Origin of the sequence: Stutzerimonas stutzeri (assembly GCF_002890915.1) — a bacterium.
Lineage (GTDB): Bacteria > Pseudomonadota > Gammaproteobacteria > Pseudomonadales > Pseudomonadaceae > Stutzerimonas > Stutzerimonas stutzeri_AF.
The window spans coordinates 123,907-141,184 of record NZ_POUT01000001.1 but is presented as its reverse complement, the minus strand read 5'-3'; the positions used below and the strand labels follow the sequence as shown (position 1 = coordinate 141,184).

Below are 17,278 nucleotides of genomic sequence, written 5' to 3'. Positions count from 1 at the left end.
CAAGCATGCCGCGCCTGGGTTACGGGATTCAAACAGACGAATGACGATCGTCGGAATTCAGGGGAGAGCGATTTCAGGCTTTTTGGCAGCCCTTCGACCTGCATCGCCCCGAGGTCGGGCCTCCCACAAAAGCAGCATACCTTCGCCAGACTGGTGGGAGGCGCGCCCTCGCGGCGATGTTTTTTAGGCTTCAGGCTTCAGGCTTCAGGCGGGATTTCCCTAGCGCTTCAGCATCGCCCGCATCGCCGCCAGCGCGTCGTTGCCGCGCGCGGCCTTGACTTCCACCGGGGCGTCTTCCTGGCCTTCCCACTCCAGGTCTTCGGGCGGCAGTTCGTCGAGGAAGCGGCTGGGCAGGCATTCGATGATCTCGCCGTACTGCTTGCGCTTGGCGGCGAAGGTCATCGCCAGGTTCTGCCGCGCGCGAGTGATGCCGACGTAGGCCAGGCGGCGCTCTTCCTCGATGGTATCGGCCTCGATGCTGGAGCGGTGCGGGAGGATTTCCTCCTCCATGCCGAGGATGAACACGTAGGGGAACTCCAGGCCCTTGGAGGCGTGCAGGGTCATCATCTGCACGCCCTCGGCGCCTTCTTCCTCTTCCTGCTGGCGTTCGAGCATGTCGCGCAGCACCAGCTTGGCGATGGCCTGCTCGATGGTCATGTCGCCGTCCTCGTCCTTCTCCAGGGTATTCTTCAGGGCGTCGATGAGGAACCAGACGTTGCCCATGCGGAAATCCGCGGCCTTGTCGCTGGAGGTCTGCGAGCGCACCCAGGTCTCGTAGTCGATGTCCATGACCATGCTGCGCAGCGCGGCGATCGGGTCGTTCTGCGCGCATTGCTGGCGCAGGTCGTCCATGTAGCGCTTGAAGCGCGCCAGGCGTTCGGTGAAGCGGGTGTCCAGGTGTTCGCCCAGGCCGATCTCGTCGCAGGCGGCGTACATGCTGATCTTGCGCGCGGTGGCATAGTTGCCGAGCTTCTCCAGGGTGGTGGAGCCGATCTCGCGGCGCGGCACGTTGATCACTCGCAGGAAGGCGTTGTCGTCGTCCGGGTTGACCAGCAGGCGGAAGTAGCTCATCAGGTCCTTGACCTCCTGGCGGGAGAAGAAGCTGGTGCCGCCGGACAGCCGGTAGGGAATCTGGTGGTGCTGCAGCTTCAGCTCGATCAGCTTGGCCTGGTAGTTGCCGCGGTAGAGGATGGCGAAGTCGCTGTAGGGCCGCTGGGTCTTGAGGTGCAGGGTGAGGATTTCCACTGCCACGCGCTCGGCCTCGGCTTCCTCGTTGCGGCAGCGGATCACCCGGATCGGGTCGCCGTGCCCCATTTCGGACCACAGCTGTTTCTCGAAGGCGTGCGGGTTGTTGGCGATCAGCACGTTGGCGCACTTGAGGATGCGGCTGGTGGAGCGGTAGTTCTGCTCGAGCATCACCACCTTCAGCGACGGGAAGTCCTCCTTGAGCTGCATCAGGTTCTCCGGCCGCGCGCCGCGCCAGGCGTAGATCGACTGATCGTCGTCGCCGACCACGGTGAAGTGCGCGCGCTCCTGCACCAGCATCTTGACCAGCAGATACTGGCTGGCGTTGGTGTCCTGGTATTCGTCGACCAGCATGTAGCGCACCTTGTTGCGCCACTTCTCCAGCACTTCGGGGTGGTCCTGGAACAGCTTCACCGGCTGCAGGATCAGGTCGTCGAAGTCCACCGCGTTGTAGGCCTTGAGGGTGCGCTGGTAGTGCGTGTAGACGATGGCCGCGGTCTGTTCCTTGGGGTTGCGCGCCTCGGCCAGGGCCTGGTCGGGCAGGATCAGGTCGTTCTTCCAGTTGCCGATGTAGTGCTTGATCTCGTCGACGCCATCGTCACCGGCATATTCCTTCTGCATGATGTCGGTCAGCAGTGCCTTGATGTCGCCCTCGTCGAAGATCGAGAAGCCCGGCTTGTAGCCGAGCCTGGCATATTCCTTGCGGATGATGTTCAGGCCCAGGTTGTGGAAGGTCGACACGGTCAGGCCCTTGCCTTCGCCGCCGCGCAGCAGGCTGCCGACGCGTTCCTTCATCTCGCGGGCGGCCTTGTTGGTGAAGGTCACGGCGACGATGTACTGCGCGCGGATGCCGCATTGCTGGATGAGGTAGGCGATCTTGCGGGTGATCACGCTGGTCTTGCCGGAGCCGGCACCGGCGAGCACCAGCATGGGGCCGCCGACGTAATTCACGGCTTCCTGTTGCCGAGGGTTGAGTCGGGACATGTCGTTCAGGTCGTTCGAAGCGGGGGCGGGAGTTTAGCAGGCTGAAGGTTGATGCCGGTCAGTCGCTCATCAATAAGCCACCAATCGTCGCCCGCTGGGCCTTGGCTAATGAAAATAATCCATTAGTCTTGTCGGCGCGCTGCAGGATGCGGGTGTTACCTGGCACAGGGATATGTGGGAATCATGAGGCGAATCGCACGCCTCCAACATATCGACTCGCGGAGGCCGCTTGCCAGCGCCCGTCCAATCCATGCCGCTGTTGCTGCTGACCGAGCGGCCCGAATGGGCCGAGCGGTTGCGCGCCTGCCTGCAGGCCTCGCGCAGCCAGCAGCCGCTGATCGTCGAGCGCGACTGGGAAACGGCCCGCGCGCATCTCGCCGGCCCCTGCCTGCTGCTGGCGACCCCCGCCTGCCAGCCGGCCGCCGGACTTTGCCCATGGCCGCTGATCCTGCTGCTCGACGAGGAACCGCGGGAGGCGCCGGAGGGCGCGGTCGATTGGCTGGTGGCCGACCAGTTGACCCCCGAAGTGCTGCGCCGCTGCCTGCGCTATGTGCGCGAGCGCTGCAATCTGCAGGGCACCCTGCAGCGTCTCGCCGAACAGGACCCGCACACCGGTATCGCCAATCGCCAGGGCTTCCAGGTGCTGCTGCTGGAGGCGCTGGCCGAACATCAGGGCCAGGGGCTGGTGCTCGGCTACCTGGACCTGGACAACTTCCGCCACGTCAACGATGCGCTCGGCCACCGGGCCGGCGACCGGCTGATCCTGCAGGTGGTGGCGCGGCTCAAGGCGCAGCTGGAGGTCGGCGACCTGCTGGCGCGCCTGGGCGGCGACGAATTCGCCCTGCTGCTGGATACTCGCGACGATCCCCTGCGTGCCGAGGCGGTCGCCGATCGCCTCGTCGAGGCCCTGGCCGAACCCTACTGGGTCGACGGCGAAAGTCTGATGCTCGGCTGCAGCCTCGGCCTGGCGCGTGCCTCTGCCGGCATCGGTGCCGACCCGCTGCTCTGGCGTGCGCAGATCGCCATGCGCCAGGCCAAGGCCAGCCAGGGCTGCACCTGGTACTTCTACGACGAGCAGGCCAACCGCGGCGCGCGCAGCCTGGTCGATCAGGAAGGCGAGCTGCGCCGGGCGCTGCGCCGCGATGAGCTGGAGCTGCACTACCAGCCGCGATTGTGCCTGGAGAGCGGGCGTATCGTCGGCATCGAGGCGCTGGTGCGCTGGCGGCATCCCGAGCGCGGCCTGCTGGCGCCGGACGCCTTCGTTCCCATGGCCGAGGAGAGCGGGCTGATCGTGCCGCTGGGCTACTGGGTGATCGCCCGCGCGCTGCGCGACCTGCAAAGCCTGCACGCCCAGGGCGCACAGCTGCTGCACATGGCGATCAACCTGTCGTTCCGCCAGTTCCAGGACAGCCAGTTGCTGCCGACCCTCAACCGGCTGATCGACGAACGGGGCATCGATCCGCACTGGCTGGAATTCGAACTCACCGAAACCGCGGTGATGCGCCGCAGCGAGCAGGTCCAGCAGACCATGCAGGCCCTCGGCCGGCTCGGCGTGCGCTTCTCGCTGGACGACTTCGGCACGGGCTTCTCGTCGTTCGTGCACCTCTCCAGCCTGCCGATCACCCTGCTGAAGGTCGACAAGAGCTTCGTCGCCGGCATGATCGTGCGGCCCGAGAAGCGGCAACTGGTGCAGGCGATGATCGGCCTGGCGCACAACCTGCAGCTGGAAGTGGTCGCCGAGGGGGTGGAAACCGCCGAGCAACTCGAGCTGCTGCGCCAGTTCGGCGCCCAGCAGGTGCAGGGCTATCTGGTCAGCCGGCCGCTGCCGCTGGCCGGGCTGATCGCCTTCATGAGCGCCGAGCGCCAGGCCGGCCAGGCACACTGAGCGGCCTGGCGCGTCTTCAGCGGACCATGTGCAGGAAGTGCATGTGCTTCTCGTACTGGTCGAGGATGTCACCGATCACGTCGTCACGGCTCCAGCCCATCACGTCGTAGTCCTGCCCGCCTTCCTTGAGGTGCACCTCGGCACGGAAGTACTTGCGCTCCTCGCGCTCGTCCTCCTCGCTGGTGGTGACGACGAAGCTCGGCATCACGTAGGCGCGCGGACGCACCTCGTAGATGAAGTCCGGTTCGCCCTCGTGGCGGATCTCGATGCGCACGCGGCGATCCTCGCCTTCGCTGAGTTCGACACTGTAGCCCTGCTTGCGCATTTCCTCGGCGATCGCCTCGCAGGCCGGACGCACCACCTCGGCGATGAAGCGCACCACATGGGCGCGGCGCGGGAACAGCATCAGGTTGCGCAGGCGCCGCTGCCAGCCGCCGGCACCGCGTGGCGCGCTGGGCGAGATGCTCAGCGCCTGGTAGCGCAGGCCCTGCTTGGTCGCATCCAGGCGCAACGCCTTGAGCAGCCCCCACATCGAGCAGAGCAGGGCGATGGTGAACGGCAGCGCGCTGGCGATGGTGGCGGTCTGCAGCGCGGTGAGGCCGTCGGCCAGCAGCAGCGCGATGGCCACGCCGCCCATCGAGGCCGCCCAGAAGATGCGTTGCCATACCGGCGTGCCCGGATGGCCGCCGGAGGCGAGCATGTCCACCACCAGCGCGCCGGAGTCGGCCGAGGTGACGAAGAACACCACCACCATGATGATGGCGATCAGCGAGATGAGCGCGGAGAACGGGAAGTGCTCAAGGAAGGCGAACAGCGCCAGCGAGCTGTCCTGCTCGATGGCCTCGCCGAGGCTGCTGACGTGTTCCCAGAGGATCATGTGGATCGCGCTGTCGCCGAACACGGTCATCCACAGCAGGGTGAAGGCCGTAGGCACCAGCAGTACGCCGGCGACGAACTCGCGGATCGTGCGGCCACGGGAGATCCGTGCGATGAACAGGCCGACGAAGGGCGACCAGGCCAGCCACCAGCCCCAGTAGAACAGGGTCCAGCCGCCGATCCAGTCGTTCGGTTCGTAGGCGTAGAGGTTGAAGGTCTTGTTGACGATATCCGACAGGTAGCTGCCGGTGTTCTGCACGAAGGTCTGCAGGATGAACACCGTGGGGCCGGCGATCAGCACCAGCAGCATCAGCAGGGCCGCCAGCGTCAGGTTCAGCTCGGACAGGCGCCGCACTCCCTTGTCCAGGCCGCTGACCACCGAGATCGTCGCCAGCAGCGTGGTGGCGATGATCAGGCCGATCTGCACCGGCACCGATACCGGCAGCCCGTACAGGTGGTTGAGCCCGGTGTTGATCTGGGTGACGCCCAGGCCCAGCGAGGTGGCGACGCCGAGCACCGTGCCGATGATCGCGAAGATGTCCATGGCATGCCCGATCGGCCCGTGGATGCGTTCGCCGATCAGCGGGTAGAGCGCCGAACGCAGGGTCAGCGGCAGGCCGTGGCGGTAGGCGAAGTAGGCCAGGATCATCGCCACGATGGCGTAGATCGACCAGGCGTGCAGGCCCCAGTGGAAGAAGGTGATCTTCATGGCATCGCGGGCGGCGAGGACCGTGCCGCCTTCGCCCGTCGGCGGCGAAAGGAAATGCATCACCGGTTCGGCGACGCCGAAGAACATCAGGCCGATGCCCATGCCGGCGGAGAACAGCATGGCGAACCAGGTCAGGGCGCTGTAGTCCGGTTCGCTGTGGTCGGGGCCGAGCTTGATGTCACCGTAGCGGCTGAAGGCCAGCAATACCACCATCAGCAGGATCAGCGCGACGGCGAGGATGTACAGCCAGCTGACGTTGGCGATGATCCAGGCCTGCGCCTCGCTGAACAGCATTTGCGCATGGCTCTGGAAGGCGACGCTGTAGATCACCAGCGCCAGGATGATGAGGGCCGAGCCGTAGAAGACCGGGGCGGTGAAGGTTGAAGACGAAGACTGTTTTGCCTCCATGCTGCGCTCCTTTGTGGGTGTCTGGGGAGTGGCCGCCTGTGGCGAAAGGACAGCAATTTAACACAGACCGCCAAACGGCCCGGCCGACGCCAGGCTCGGCGCCACTGGCCGACACGGGGGCGCTCCGGCGCCGGCCGCGCGCAAGGGCTTGCTTCAGGCCTGGCTGCCGGGGCGGTACTGCAGCGCTTCGGCGAGGTGCTGGCGGCCGATGCGGGGGGCCTGTTCGAGGTCGGCGAGGGTGCGAGCCACCTTGAGCAGCCGGTGGGCGGCGCGCAGCGACAGGCCGAGGCGCTCGCAGGCGTGCTCCAGCCAGCGCTGGTCCTCGGCCTGCAACTGGCAGTGGCTGCGCAGGCCGGCGAGGTCGAGAAAGGCATTCGCGCAGCCCTGGCGCGCCAGCTGCAGCTGCCGGGCCTGTGCCACCTGGGCGGCGGCTTCGGCACTGCTTTGCCCGGCTTGCGGCGGCGCGTTGAGCGCGGTGGCTTCGCGGGCGACGGTCAGGTGCAGGTCGATGCGATCGAGCAGCGGTCCGGAGAGCTTGCTGCGATAGCGCTGGATCTGGTCGGGCGAGCAGTGGCAACGGCCGCCGGGATCGCCGAGATAGCCACAGGGGCAGGGATTCATCGCCGCCACCAGCTGGAAGCGCGCCGGGAAGCGCACCTTGTCGCGCGCCCGGGCGATGACGATCTGGCCCGATTCCAGTGGCTCGCGCAGCACCTCGAGAACCTTGCGGTCGAACTCGGGCAGTTCATCGAGAAACAGCACGCCCTGGTGCGCCAGGGTGATCTCGCCGGGTTGCGGCCGGCTACCGCCACCGACCAGCGCCGGCCCGGATGCACTGTGATGGGGCTGGCGAAAGGGGCGCTGCGGCCAGTGCGCGAGCGGGCTGTGGCTGGCCACCGAATGGATCGCCGCGACTTCCAGCGCTTCCTGCTCGTCGAGCGGCGGCAGCAGCCCGGGCAGGCGGCTGGCCAGCAGGGTCTTGCCGGTCCCCGGTGGGCCGGAGAACAGCAGGTTGTGCGCGCCGGCCGCAGCGACCAGCAGGCCGCGCTTGGCGGCCTGCTGGCCCTGCACGTCGGCCAGGTCGGGGTAGGGCAGGGTCTGGCGCAGCAGCCCCTGCGCCACATAGGGTTGCAGCGGCGTCGCGCCATTGAAGTGCGCGGCGACTTCGAGCAGGTGGTCGGCGGCATAGACGACCAGGCCGGAGGCCAGGCTGGCTTCCTCGGCATTGGCCCGTGGCACCAGTAAGGCACGGCCGGCAGCGCGTGCCGCGAGTGCCGCCGGCAGCACGCCCTGGACCGGCCGCAGTGCGCCGGACAGCGCCAGCTCGCCGAGGCATTCCAGGCTATCGAGGCGCTCGGCGGGCAGCTGGCCGCTGGCGGCGAGGATGCCGAGGGCGATGGCGAGGTCGAAGCGGCCGCCATCCTTGGGCAGGTCGGCGGGGGCAAGGTTGAGGGTGATGCGCCGCGGCGGGAAATCGAAGCCGGAGGTGAGGATGGCGCTACGCACGCGGTCCTTGCTTTCCTTGACCGCGGTTTCCGGCAAGCCCACCAGCGCCAGCGCCGGCAGGCCGTTGGCCAGGTGAGCCTCGACCGTCACCGACGGGGCTTCGACGCCGACCTGCGCGCGGCTGTGAACGATGGCCAGGGACATTCGATCGCTCCTTGATCGTGTCGCGGCCCGGTCTATTCGGACGCGGGCGGCGCGAGTCTTTCTTCCAGTTCGGTGACTTTGGCTTCCAGCGCCTCCAGGCGGGCGCGGGTGCGGGCGAGCACGACCATCTGGCTGTCGAATTCGTCGCGGCTGACCACATCGAGCTTGTTCAGCGCGCCTTGCACCACAGCCTTGAGCTGGGCTTCGAATTCGCTGCGCGGCAGCGGCGCCTCGCCATTGAACAGGCGCGAGGCCTGGGAACCGATGGCATCTAGGAAAGCTTTGGGCGGCAACATTGACAATACCTGCTGTTGAACGGCGCGCAGTGTAGCACGCGATTTTTTTGGTTTGCCTGCGCACAAAAATTGAGCAGTTGCGGGTATGCGTGCGCCCTGTTTTGGTGCGTGCGTGCGGCGCAACCGCCCGTCGGGGCGCGGCGTCGGTGGCTGGAGCCCCTGAAATCCGGCCTTGGCTAAAGCTGGCATCGATTCTGCTTTGTCCCCATCGACGCATGCACCACCGGGTTGCGGCGCACAGGCGATTCGAGACGCGTTGTTGGAGAGGTTGGTGGTGTCGGTTTAGCCGCTCCGGCCGCAGTCGGAGCGTTACAAGAGCCAGACACTGAGCTTAGACTTGAGCCGGGTTCGTACTTCTGGGGCAAGTCCACCTAAAACGGGAGAAGTTTTCATGAAACTAGTCACTGCCATCATCAAGCCGTTCAAGCTGGACGACGTGCGCGAGTCGCTGTCGGAAATCGGCGTGCAGGGCATCACGGTCACCGAGGTCAAGGGTTTCGGTCGCCAGAAGGGGCATACCGAGCTGTACCGCGGTGCCGAATACGTCGTCGATTTCCTGCCGAAAGTGAAGATCGACGTGGCCATCGCCGACGATCAGCTCGATCGCGTGATCGAGGCCATCACCAAGGCGGCCAACACCGGCAAGATCGGTGACGGCAAGATCTTCGTCGTCAACCTGGAACAGGCCATCCGCATCCGTACCGGCGAAACCGATACCGACGCGATTTAAGCAGACCTGCGAACCCCCCACGCCCCAGGAGTAAAACCATGACTCTGCGAAAATTCGCAGGGCTAGGAGCCCTTTTGTCCCTGTTAAGCCCCGGCCTGGCCATGGCGCAGGAGGCAACGCTGGATTCAGGCGACACGGCATGGATGCTCACGGCCACCGCGCTGGTGCTGTTCATGACGGTCCCTGGGCTGGCCCTGTTCTACGGCGGCATGGTCCGCTCGAAGAATATCCTCTCGGTGATGATGCAATGCTTCGCCGTCACTGGCCTGATGAGCATCCTCTGGATGGTCTACGGCTATAGCCTCGCCTTCGACACTACCGGCATGGAAGCGGGAGTCACCAACTTCAATTCCTTCGTCGGTGGCCTGGAGCGCGCCTTCCTCAGCGGCCTGAGCCCCGACAGCCTGATCGGCGCCTTCCCGGAAAGCGTCTTCATCACCTTCCAGATGACCTTCGCCATCATCACCCCGGCGCTCATCGTCGGCGCCTTCGCCGAACGCATGAAGTTCTCGGCGATGCTGGTCTTCCTCGGTGTCTGGTTCACCCTGGTCTATGCACCGATCGCCCACATGGTCTGGAGCGGCGACGGCGGCCTGATGTGGGACTGGGGCGTGCTCGACTTCGCCGGTGGCACCGTGGTGCACATCAACGCTGGTATCGCCGGCCTGGTGGCCTGCCTAGTGCTGGGCAAGCGCAAGGGCTACCCGACCACGCCGATGGCACCGCACAACCTGGGCCTGACCCTGGTCGGCGCGGGAATGCTCTGGGTCGGCTGGTTCGGCTTCAACGCCGGCTCCGCGGTGGCCGCCGACGGCACCGCCGGCATGGCCATGCTGGTCACCCAGATCGCCACCGCGGCGGCGGCACTGAGCTGGATGTTCGCCGAGTGGATCGCCCATGGCAAACCCAGCGCGCTGGGCATCGCCTCCGGCGTGGTCGCCGGCCTCGTCGCCATCACCCCGGCCGCCGGTACGGTCGGCCCGATGGGCGCGCTGGTCATCGGCCTGGTCTCCGGCGTGGTCTGCTTCCTCTGCGCGACCAGCCTGAAGCGCAAGCTGGGCTACGACGACTCGCTGGACGCCTTCGGTGTGCACGGCATCGGCGGCATCGTCGGCGCGCTGCTCACCGGGGTGTTCGCGGCACCGGTGCTGGGGGGCTTCGGTGAGGTGGAAAGCATCGCGCTGCAGCTGTGGATCCAGTTCAAGGGCGTGCTCTTCACGGTGATCTATACCGCCGTCGTCACCTTCGTGATCCTCAAGGTGATCGATCTGGTGATGGGCCTGCGGGTCACCGAGGAGCAGGAGACCGTCGGCCTCGACCTCAGCCTGCACAACGAGCGTGGCTACAACCTGTAACCCATTTCAGGGCAGCCCCGGAGCCAACCCGGGGCCAGGGCAGGCCGTCGGCGCAGAACGCGGCGGCCTGCAGACCGAACAGCGCGAGAAGCGCGACAGCAAGAGGTGAAACATGGATAGCACAGCGTTGATACCCGTCCAGTACGGACTCGATACCTTCTACTTCCTGATCTGCGGAGCCCTGGTGATGTGGATGGCGGCCGGTTTCGCCATGCTCGAGTCCGGCCTGGTCCGGGCGAAGAACACCGCCGAGATCCTGACCAAGAACATCGTGCTCTATGCGGTGGCGTCGATCATGTACCTGCTGATCGGCTACTACATCATGTATTCCAGCCCGGAAGGCGGCATTCTCCCCAGCCTGGGCTTCCTGATCGGCGACGAGAACGCGGTCGACGTGGTAGCCGCCGGTGGTGAGGACGCGCCGTACTATTCCTCGCGCTCCGACTTCTTCTTCCAGGTCGTGTTCGCCGCCACCTGCATGTCGGTGGTCTCCGGTGCGGTGGCCGAGCGCATGAAGCTCTGGGCCTTCATCGCCTTCGCCGTGGTGATGACCGGCTTCATCTACCCGGTGCAGGGGTTCTGGAAATGGGGCAGCGGTTTCCTTAATGCCGCCGGGTTCCTCGACTTCGCCGGTTCCGGCGTGGTGCACATGGCGGGTGCCACCGCGGCGCTGGCGGGTGTCCTGCTGCTTGGCGCGCGCAAGGGCAAGTACGGCCCGAACGGCCAGATCAATGCCATCCCCGGCGCCAACATGCCGCTGGCGACCCTCGGTGCGTTCATCCTGTGGATGGGCTGGTTCGGCTTCAACGGTGGCTCGCAGCTGAAGATGAGCACCATCGAGGATGCCAACGCCGTGGCCCAGGTCTTCGTCAACACCAACATGGGCGCCGCCGGCGGCCTGGTGGCGGCGCTGATCACCGCCCGCCTGCTGTTCGGCAAGTCCGACCTGACCATGGTGCTCAACGGCGCCCTGGCCGGCCTGGTGGCGATCACCGCCGAGCCGCTGACCCCGAGTGCCCTGCAGGCGACGCTGATCGGCGGCGTCGGCGGCGTGCTGGTGGTGTTCAGCATCCTCGGCCTGGACAAGCTGAAGCTCGATGATCCGGTCGGCGCCATCTCCGTGCACGGCGTCGCCGGCATGTGGGGCCTGCTGGCGGTGCCGCTGACCAACGCGGATGCCTCCTTCGGCGCACAGCTGCTGGGCCTGGTGTCGATCTTCCTCTGGGTGTTCATCGCCAGCCTGATCGTCTGGGGCATCATTAAAGCGGTGATCGGCCTGCGCGTCAGCGAGGAAGAGGAATACGAGGGCGTCGACGTGGTCGAGTGCGGTCTGGAAGCCTATCCGGAATTCACCCGTCAGTAACGATTCGACGGCTTGTGACAAGGGCGCCTTTTGGCGCCCTTTGTTTTTTCTGGCGCCACGCTAGAATGCGCGCGATCAGCCGTTGAACATGAGTCTTCCCACATGTGGCAACAGACCCGGATCGCCCTGCGGCCGCGGCCGCGCGGTTTTCACCTGATCACCGACGAGTTGCTGGCGGCGCTGCCGGAACTGCGGCAATGCCGGATCGGTCTGTTACATCTGTGGCTGCGGCATACCTCGGCCTCGCTGACCGTCAACGAAAACGCCGATGCCGCGGTGCGCCGGGATTTCGAGCGCTTCTTCAACCGCCTGGTGCCGCAGGGTGAGGGCGGCTACGAGCACGATTACGAAGGGCCGGACGATCTGCCCGCGCACTTCAAGGCCAGCCTGCTCGGCTGTCAGCTGAGCCTGCCGGTCAGCGATGGGCGCCTGGCGCTGGGGACCTGGCAGGGCGTCTATCTCGGGGAACACCGCGATCAGGGTGGTTCGCGGCAGATAGTGGCAACGCTGCACGGAACGGCAAGTTGAATTTTTTTTGGCGGTGACGGTCATTCCGCATCGCTGGGCTATAACTTACTACCGCTTTGGCAAGCCATGAGGTTGAACATGAGCGAAGAAGAACTAGAACAAGACGATCTGGACGTGGGCGACGAGGAGGAAGGGGAGGAGCTGAACGCGGCCGACGACGCCGACGACAGCCTCGACGACGAAGGCACCGACAGCGAGCGGGCCACGCCGACCAAGAAGGCCAAGGCGAAAGCCGCCGAGCCTGACGAACTGCCGAGCCTGGAGGCCAAGCAGAAGGAGCGCGATGCGCTGGCGCGGGCCATGGAGGAATTCCTGGCGCGTGGCGGTCGGGTGCAGGAGGTCGAGCCCAATGTGGTCGCCGACCCGCCGAAGAAGCCTGATAGCAAGTACGGAAGCCGCCCTATCTGAGCACGGATGAATACCCAGAAGCCCGCCCGCGTGCGGGCTTCTTCGTGTCTGGACGGCTGCGGCCGTTCGTCAGCTGCTGCGCCAGCCGTGCAGCAGCTTGGGCAGATCGGCCAGGCTGCGGATCTCGGCGTCCGGCTGGTAGTCGTGCTGCCAGGCGATGCCGCCCGGGTTGAACCAGACCGCGCGCAGGCCGGCCTGCTGTGCGCCGGCGATATCGTCCAGCGCATGGTCGCCGATGTGCACCGCCTGGCTCGCCTCGACTTCGCCGAGGCGTAGCGCCTGCTGGAACGGGTGCGGGTCGGGCTTGCCGACGCCCAGTTCCTCGGCGCAGAGGGTGAAGCGGAAATAGTCGGCCAGGCCCAGGCGGCGCACGTCGGCGTTGCCGTTGGTGATCACGCCGAGGGTGTAGTGGTTGGCGAGGAATTCCAGGGTGGGCTGCACGTCGGGGTAGATCTGCACCCCATGGCGCGCTTCGAGGAACACCTGGAAGCCCTGCTCGGCCAGCTCGCTCGCCTCGTGGGCGGGGTAGCCGGCATCGTTCAACGCATGGAACAGGATGCGCCGGCGCAGCTCACTGATGCGGTGCCGGAGCGCCGGCTCGCGCTCGACCAGCATGCGCCGGATCGCCCCCAGCGCCTCGATCGGAAACTCGCCCAGGCGCGGAGCATTGTGGCCCAGCCAGTCGCGCAGGGCGGTTTCGGCGCTGTGGATCGCCGGGCTGGCTTCCCAGAAGGTGTCGTCGAGGTCGAAGGTGATCAGGCGGATGCTCATGTGTCGGTGTCCTGCTTGCGCTTGGCGCGCGGGTGCGCCTGGTCGTAGACCTTGGCCAGGTGCTGGAAATCCAGGTGGGTGTAGATCTGCGTGGTGCCGATGTCGGCGTGGCCGAGCAGTTCCTGCACCGAGCGCAGGTCCTGTGAGGATTCCAGCAGGTGACTGGCGAAGCTGTGGCGCAGCATGTGCGGATGCAGGTGCTGGCCGAGCTCGCGCACGCCGGCCTGGCGTACCCGCAACTGCACGGCGCGGGCGCCGAGGCGGCGGCCCTGCTGGCCGATGAAGACCGCGCCGTCGGCCGGGTTGGCCAGTGCCCGCAACGGCAGCCAGGTCTGCAGCGCTTCGCGTGCCTTGCGGCCGACCGGCAGCTCGCGGACCTTGTTGCCCTTGCCGAGCACTCGCACCAGGCCGGCGGCCAGGTCGAGCTGGTCGAGGTTCAGCCCGACCAGTTCGGACAGGCGCAACCCCGAGGAATAGAACAGCTCCAGCATCGCCTGGTCGCGGTGGGCGATGAACTCGTCTTCCACGCCGCCATCGAGCAGCTGCATGGCGCGGTCGGTATCCAGCAGGCGCGGCAGGCGCCGTTCGCCCTTGGGGGCCGACAGGCCCGTAGCCGGGTCGTGCTGGCAGCGGCCTTCCTGGTTGAGATAGCGGTAGAAGCCGCGCACCGAGGACAGCAGGCGCGCCAGGCTGCGGCTGGACTGGCCCTTGCGGTGCAGCTCGGCGATCAGCTGGCGCAGGTGGCGGCCGTGCAGCTCGTTCCAGCTGGCGATGTGCTGCTGCGCGCAGTAGCCGAGCAGCTTGTGCAGGTCGCGCCGGTAGCCATCCAGCGAATGCGCCGACAGCTGCCGGGCGCTGCGCAGGTGTTCGAGGTAGGCGTCTAGATCGGTTTGCACAAGGGCTCCTTCGATCTGGAAAAGCGGCAAGCTACCCATGGATGTAGGAGCCAGCTTGCTGGCGATGTTGCAAGCCACCGATCGCCAGCAAGCTGGCTCCTACACTGATGCGCTTGCAGTTGCTTCTAGGGTCTGTTGCCGTTTCGTCGCGAGCCGCGTTGCCGCGCCAAATGACGCCAGGCAAGGCGCGGGACGCAGGTAATGGTCATTCCCTTGCCAAGTCCCGCAACGCCGCATGGCGCCATTTGCCGCGCAACCCGAAGGGCCGGGCCGGTTTTTGCGCGGTGCTGCGTTATTCGTCGTTCATTTGGAATAACCAAACTTCACTCCTCATGCCTTGCCCCGCGCAAAAACCGGCTCCGGCGCGGCCGCGAACGAAATGGCAACAGACCCTAGCGTACCGACCGCAGCGGCGTGCCGAAGCGCGGCAGCACGCGGGTGAGCACTTCGGCGATGTAGCCGAGGAACAGCGTGCCCAGCGAGCTCTTGTAGTGCTGTGGATCGGGGCTGCCGATCGCCAGCACGCCCAGCTGGTTGGCGAGCGTGACCACCGCGGCCGAGCCGATGCTGGAGCTGTCCTCGGCGCCGAACAGGAAGCTCAGCTCGTGCGGGCGCAGCACGCCGCAGATGGTCTTGCCGCCGTCCAGCAGGCCGCCGATGCTCTGCTGCGCCTCGCCGGAGCTGACGCAGCGGCCCACCGGCAGCGCGGCGTCGCTGAACAGGATCAGGCTGACGTAGGGTACCTGGAACTCGTGGCGCAGGCTGTCTTCCACCGCGCTGACCACTTCCTCCAGGCTGCCGGCATCGAGCAGGTCGAGCACCAGCCGGCGGGTCTTGTCGAACAGCCGATCGTTGTCGCGGGCGACGTCCATCAGTTGCGACAGGCGGTGGCGCATCTCGATGTTGCGTTCGCGCAGCAGCTTGACCTGGCGCTCCACCAGCGACACCGCGCTGCCGGGCTGGTGGGGGATGCGCAATTCGGGAATCAGCTCGTCGTGGTCGACGAAGAATTCCGGGTGGGCACGCAGGTAGGCGGCGACGGCTTCGGCGTCGGGCAGCGGCTCGTTGCCCTGGGTCTGGTCGGTCATAGGCGAACCTGTCCTTCAAAAACGCGAACGGCGGGGCCGGTCATCATAACCGGCTGCCCCGGGCCTGCCCATTCGATGGACAGACGGCCGCCGGGCAGCTCGATCTGCACCGGCGAGTCCATCCAGCCCTGGCGGATGGCGGCGACCGCCGCGGCGCAGGCGCCGGTGCCACAGGCCTGGGTTTCACCGGCGCCACGCTCCCAGACGCGCAGGCGCGCATGCTGGCGGTCGATGACCTGCAGGAAGCCCGCGTTGACCCGCTGCGGGAAGCGCGGATGGTGTTCGATCTTCGGGCCCAGCTCGTGCACCGGCGCCTGGTCGACGTTGTCGACGCGCAATACGGCATGCGGGTTGCCCATGGATACGGCGGCGATTTCGAGGCTCTGGCCGTCGACCTGCAGCGGATAGCTGAGCGCCTCGCCTTCGGCCTGGAAGGGAATCTCGACCGGCACCAGGCGGGGCGGCCCCATGTCGACGCGGATCTGGCCATCCGGGCGGATATCCAGTTCGATGATGCCGCCCTTGGTCTCGACGCGGATCCTGCGCTTGACGGTCAGGCGCTTGTCCACCACGAAGCGGGCGAAGCAGCGCGCGCCGTTGCCGCACTGCTCCACTTCCGAGCCGTCGGAATTGAAGATGCGGTAGCGGAAGTCCACGTCCGGATTCTGCGGCGGCTCGACGATCAGCAACTGGTCGAAGCCGATGCCGGTATGGCGATCGCCCCATTGCTTGGCGTGCTTGGGCTGGATGTGCGCGTGCTGGCTGACCAGGTCGATGACCATGAAGTCGTTGCCGATGCCGTGCATCTTGGTAAAGCGCAGAAGCATGGTCTCGGCCTCAACTGGGCAGCGGGCTTTCGCCGGCATAAAGCTCCTGCACGCTCTCGCGGCGGCGCACCTCGAAGGCCTGCTCGCCATCCACCAGCACCTCCGCGGCGCGGCCGCGGCTGTTGTAGTTGGAGCTCATGACGAAACCATAGGCACCGGCCGAGCACACGGCCAGCAGATCGCCTTCGGCCAGGGCCAGTTCGCGGTCCTTGGCGAGGAAGTCGCCGGTCTCGCAGATCGGCCCGACGATGTCGTAGCGGCGGGGCTGGCCGGCACGCGGCTGCACGGCGATCACGTTCATCCAGGCCTGGTACAGCGCCGGACGGATCAGGTCGTTCATCGCCGCATCGACGATGGCGAAATCCTTGTGCGCGGTGTGCTTGAGGTACTCCACGCGGGTCAGCAGCACGCCGGCGTTGGCGACGATGGAGCGGCCCGGTTCGAACACCAGTGCCAGCCCGCGGCCCTCGATGCGCTGGCGCACGGCCTGGATGTAGTCGCCGGCCAGTGGCGGCTGTTCGTCGCGGTAGCGCACGCCGAGGCCGCCACCCAGGTCCAGGTGACGGATGTGGATGTCGTGTGCGGCGAGGCGGTCGATCAACGCCAGCAGGCGATCGAGCGCATCGAGAAACGGTGGCAGGCTGGTCAGTTGCGAACCGATATGACAGTCGACGCCAACCACCTCCAGGTTCGGCAGCTCGGCAGCGCGGGCATAGACCGCCTCGGCCTGGTCGATGTCGATGCCGAACTTGTTTTCCTTGAGCCCGGTGGAAATGTACGGGTGGGTGCCGGCGTCCACGTCCGGGTTGACCCGCAGCGACACCGGCGCCTGCAGGCCCAGCTCGGCGGCGACCTGCTGCAGGCGCTCCAGCTCATCGGTGGATTCGACGTTGAAGCAGTGCACGCCGACCTCCAGCGCGCGGCGCATGTCGTCGCGGGTCTTGCCGACGCCGGAGAAGACGATGCGCTGCGGCTGGCCGCCAGCGGCCAGCACGCGCTCCAGCTCGCCGCGCGAGACGATGTCGAAGCCGGCGCCGAGGCGCGCCAGGACGTTCAGCACGCCCAGGTTCGAGTTGGCCTTGACGGCGAAGCAGACCAGATGCGGCATGCCCTGCAGCGCATCGGCGTAGGCCCGGTACTGGGCCTCGATGTGGGCGCGGGAGTAGACGTAGGTCGGGGTGCCGAAGCGCTGTGCCAGCGCGGACAGTGCCACGCCCTCCGCGAAGAGCTGACCGTCGCGGTACGAGAAGGCTTCCATG

15 protein-coding genes are annotated in these 17,278 nt (G+C 66.6%); 6 read left to right on the top strand and 9 right to left on the bottom strand.

Annotated elements, in window-relative coordinates; translation table 11 throughout:
- Window positions 1–219 precede the first annotated feature (219 nt).
- Entirely contained in the window at window positions 220–2,229 is a 2,010-nt protein-coding gene (rep, locus tag CXK94_RS00645) for a DNA helicase Rep (protein WP_102892889.1), read from the bottom strand.
- Between the two features lie 250 nt (window positions 2,230–2,479).
- On the opposite strand from rep, the gene CXK94_RS00640 reads away from it, so the two are divergent.
- Entirely contained in the window at window positions 2,480–4,114 is a 1,635-nt protein-coding gene (locus CXK94_RS00640; protein ID WP_102892888.1) for a putative bifunctional diguanylate cyclase/phosphodiesterase, read from the top strand.
- 16 nt (window positions 4,115–4,130) lie between these two features.
- On the opposite strand, the gene CXK94_RS00635 is transcribed toward CXK94_RS00640, so the two are convergent.
- The 3 genes from CXK94_RS00635 to CXK94_RS00625 form a co-directional block, all read right to left on the bottom strand.
- A complete protein-coding gene (locus CXK94_RS00635; protein WP_102892887.1) occupies window positions 4,131–6,107 on the bottom strand; it encodes a BCCT family transporter in 1,977 nt (658 codons plus the stop codon).
- A 153-nt stretch (window positions 6,108–6,260) separates the two neighbouring features.
- A complete protein-coding gene (locus tag CXK94_RS00630; RefSeq protein WP_102892886.1) occupies window positions 6,261–7,757 on the bottom strand; it encodes a YifB family Mg chelatase-like AAA ATPase in 1,497 nt (498 codons plus the stop codon).
- Window positions 7,758–7,789: 32 nt separating this feature from the next.
- On the bottom strand, window positions 7,790–8,053 hold the full coding sequence (locus CXK94_RS00625; RefSeq protein WP_102892885.1) for an accessory factor UbiK family protein: 264 nt from the start codon (window positions 8,051–8,053) through the stop codon (window positions 7,790–7,792).
- Window positions 8,054–8,444: 391 nt separating this feature from the next.
- On the opposite strand from CXK94_RS00625, the gene glnK reads away from it, so the two are divergent.
- From glnK to sutA, 5 genes are all read left to right on the top strand, one after another.
- A complete protein-coding gene (gene glnK / locus CXK94_RS00620) occupies window positions 8,445–8,783 on the top strand; it encodes a P-II family nitrogen regulator (RefSeq protein WP_003096476.1) in 339 nt (112 codons plus the stop codon).
- A gap of 38 nt (window positions 8,784–8,821) precedes the next feature.
- Window positions 8,822–10,138 carry an ammonium transporter gene (locus CXK94_RS00615; RefSeq protein ID WP_102892884.1) on the top strand — a complete coding sequence of 439 codons (1,317 nt, stop codon included), beginning with the start codon at window positions 8,822–8,824 and terminating at the stop codon, window positions 10,136–10,138.
- Window positions 10,139–10,250: 112 nt separating this feature from the next.
- Entirely contained in the window at window positions 10,251–11,501 is a 1,251-nt protein-coding gene (locus CXK94_RS00610; RefSeq protein ID WP_102892883.1) for an ammonium transporter, read from the top strand.
- Window positions 11,502–11,603: 102 nt separating this feature from the next.
- A complete protein-coding gene (locus CXK94_RS00605) occupies window positions 11,604–12,029 on the top strand; it encodes a secondary thiamine-phosphate synthase enzyme YjbQ (RefSeq protein WP_037042238.1) in 426 nt (141 codons plus the stop codon).
- A 78-nt stretch (window positions 12,030–12,107) separates the two neighbouring features.
- Window positions 12,108–12,437 (top strand): transcriptional regulator SutA, encoded by a 330-nt coding sequence (sutA, locus tag CXK94_RS00600; RefSeq protein WP_037042240.1) that lies wholly within the window; start codon window positions 12,108–12,110, stop codon window positions 12,435–12,437.
- 69 nt (window positions 12,438–12,506) lie between these two features.
- Here the strand turns inward: sutA and CXK94_RS00595 are convergent, their stop codons facing one another.
- The 5 genes from CXK94_RS00595 to lysA form a co-directional block, all read right to left on the bottom strand.
- Window positions 12,507–13,208: an HAD family hydrolase gene (locus CXK94_RS00595; protein WP_102892882.1), complete on the bottom strand. Its 702-nt coding sequence runs from the start codon at window positions 13,206–13,208 to the stop codon at window positions 12,507–12,509.
- Window positions 13,205–14,104 (bottom strand): tyrosine recombinase XerC, encoded by a 900-nt coding sequence (gene xerC, locus CXK94_RS00590; RefSeq protein WP_037042242.1) that lies wholly within the window; start codon window positions 14,102–14,104, stop codon window positions 13,205–13,207. Before xerC ends, CXK94_RS00595 begins: the two co-directional genes overlap by 4 nt.
- Window positions 14,105–14,496: 392 nt before the next feature.
- Complete coding sequence (locus CXK94_RS00585) at window positions 14,497–15,192, bottom strand: DUF484 family protein (protein WP_102892881.1); 696 nt, start codon at window positions 15,190–15,192, stop codon at window positions 14,497–14,499.
- Window positions 15,189–16,019 (bottom strand): diaminopimelate epimerase, encoded by an 831-nt coding sequence (gene dapF, locus CXK94_RS00580; protein ID WP_037042285.1) that lies wholly within the window; start codon window positions 16,017–16,019, stop codon window positions 15,189–15,191. Before dapF ends, CXK94_RS00585 begins: the two co-directional genes overlap by 4 nt.
- Before the next feature lie 10 nt (window positions 16,020–16,029).
- Entirely contained in the window at window positions 16,030–17,277 is a 1,248-nt protein-coding gene (lysA, locus tag CXK94_RS00575; protein WP_102892880.1) for a diaminopimelate decarboxylase, read from the bottom strand.
- Window position 17,278 lies beyond the last annotated feature (1 nt).

Excerpts from the sequence above, each read along its gene's own strand:
- CXK94_RS00640 (WP_102892888.1), top strand. The coding sequence starts at position 2,480 with ATGCCGCTGTTGCTGCTGACCGAGCGGCCCGAATGGGCCGAGCGGTTG.
- glnK (WP_003096476.1), top strand. The coding sequence starts at position 8,445 with ATGAAACTAGTCACTGCCATCATCAAGCCGTTCAAGCTGGACGACGTG.
- CXK94_RS00630 (WP_102892886.1), bottom strand. The coding sequence starts at position 7,757 with ATGTCCCTGGCCATCGTTCACAGCCGCGCGCAGGTCGGCGTCGAAGCC.
- CXK94_RS00610 (WP_102892883.1), top strand. The coding sequence starts at position 10,251 with ATGGATAGCACAGCGTTGATACCCGTCCAGTACGGACTCGATACCTTC.
- CXK94_RS00635 (WP_102892887.1), bottom strand. The coding sequence starts at position 6,107 with ATGGAGGCAAAACAGTCTTCGTCTTCAACCTTCACCGCCCCGGTCTTC.
- CXK94_RS00595 (WP_102892882.1), bottom strand. The coding sequence starts at position 13,208 with ATGAGCATCCGCCTGATCACCTTCGACCTCGACGACACCTTCTGGGAA.
- CXK94_RS00625 (WP_102892885.1), bottom strand. The coding sequence starts at position 8,053 with ATGTTGCCGCCCAAAGCTTTCCTAGATGCCATCGGTTCCCAGGCCTCG.
- CXK94_RS00605 (WP_037042238.1), top strand. The coding sequence starts at position 11,604 with ATGTGGCAACAGACCCGGATCGCCCTGCGGCCGCGGCCGCGCGGTTTT.
- sutA (WP_037042240.1), top strand. The coding sequence starts at position 12,108 with ATGAGCGAAGAAGAACTAGAACAAGACGATCTGGACGTGGGCGACGAG.
- CXK94_RS00585 (WP_102892881.1), bottom strand. The coding sequence starts at position 15,192 with ATGACCGACCAGACCCAGGGCAACGAGCCGCTGCCCGACGCCGAAGCC.
- CXK94_RS00615 (WP_102892884.1), top strand. The coding sequence starts at position 8,822 with ATGACTCTGCGAAAATTCGCAGGGCTAGGAGCCCTTTTGTCCCTGTTA.
- dapF (WP_037042285.1), bottom strand. The coding sequence starts at position 16,019 with ATGCTTCTGCGCTTTACCAAGATGCACGGCATCGGCAACGACTTCATG.
- lysA (WP_102892880.1), bottom strand. The coding sequence starts at position 17,277 with ATGGAAGCCTTCTCGTACCGCGACGGTCAGCTCTTCGCGGAGGGCGTG.
- rep (WP_102892889.1), bottom strand. The coding sequence starts at position 2,229 with ATGTCCCGACTCAACCCTCGGCAACAGGAAGCCGTGAATTACGTCGGC.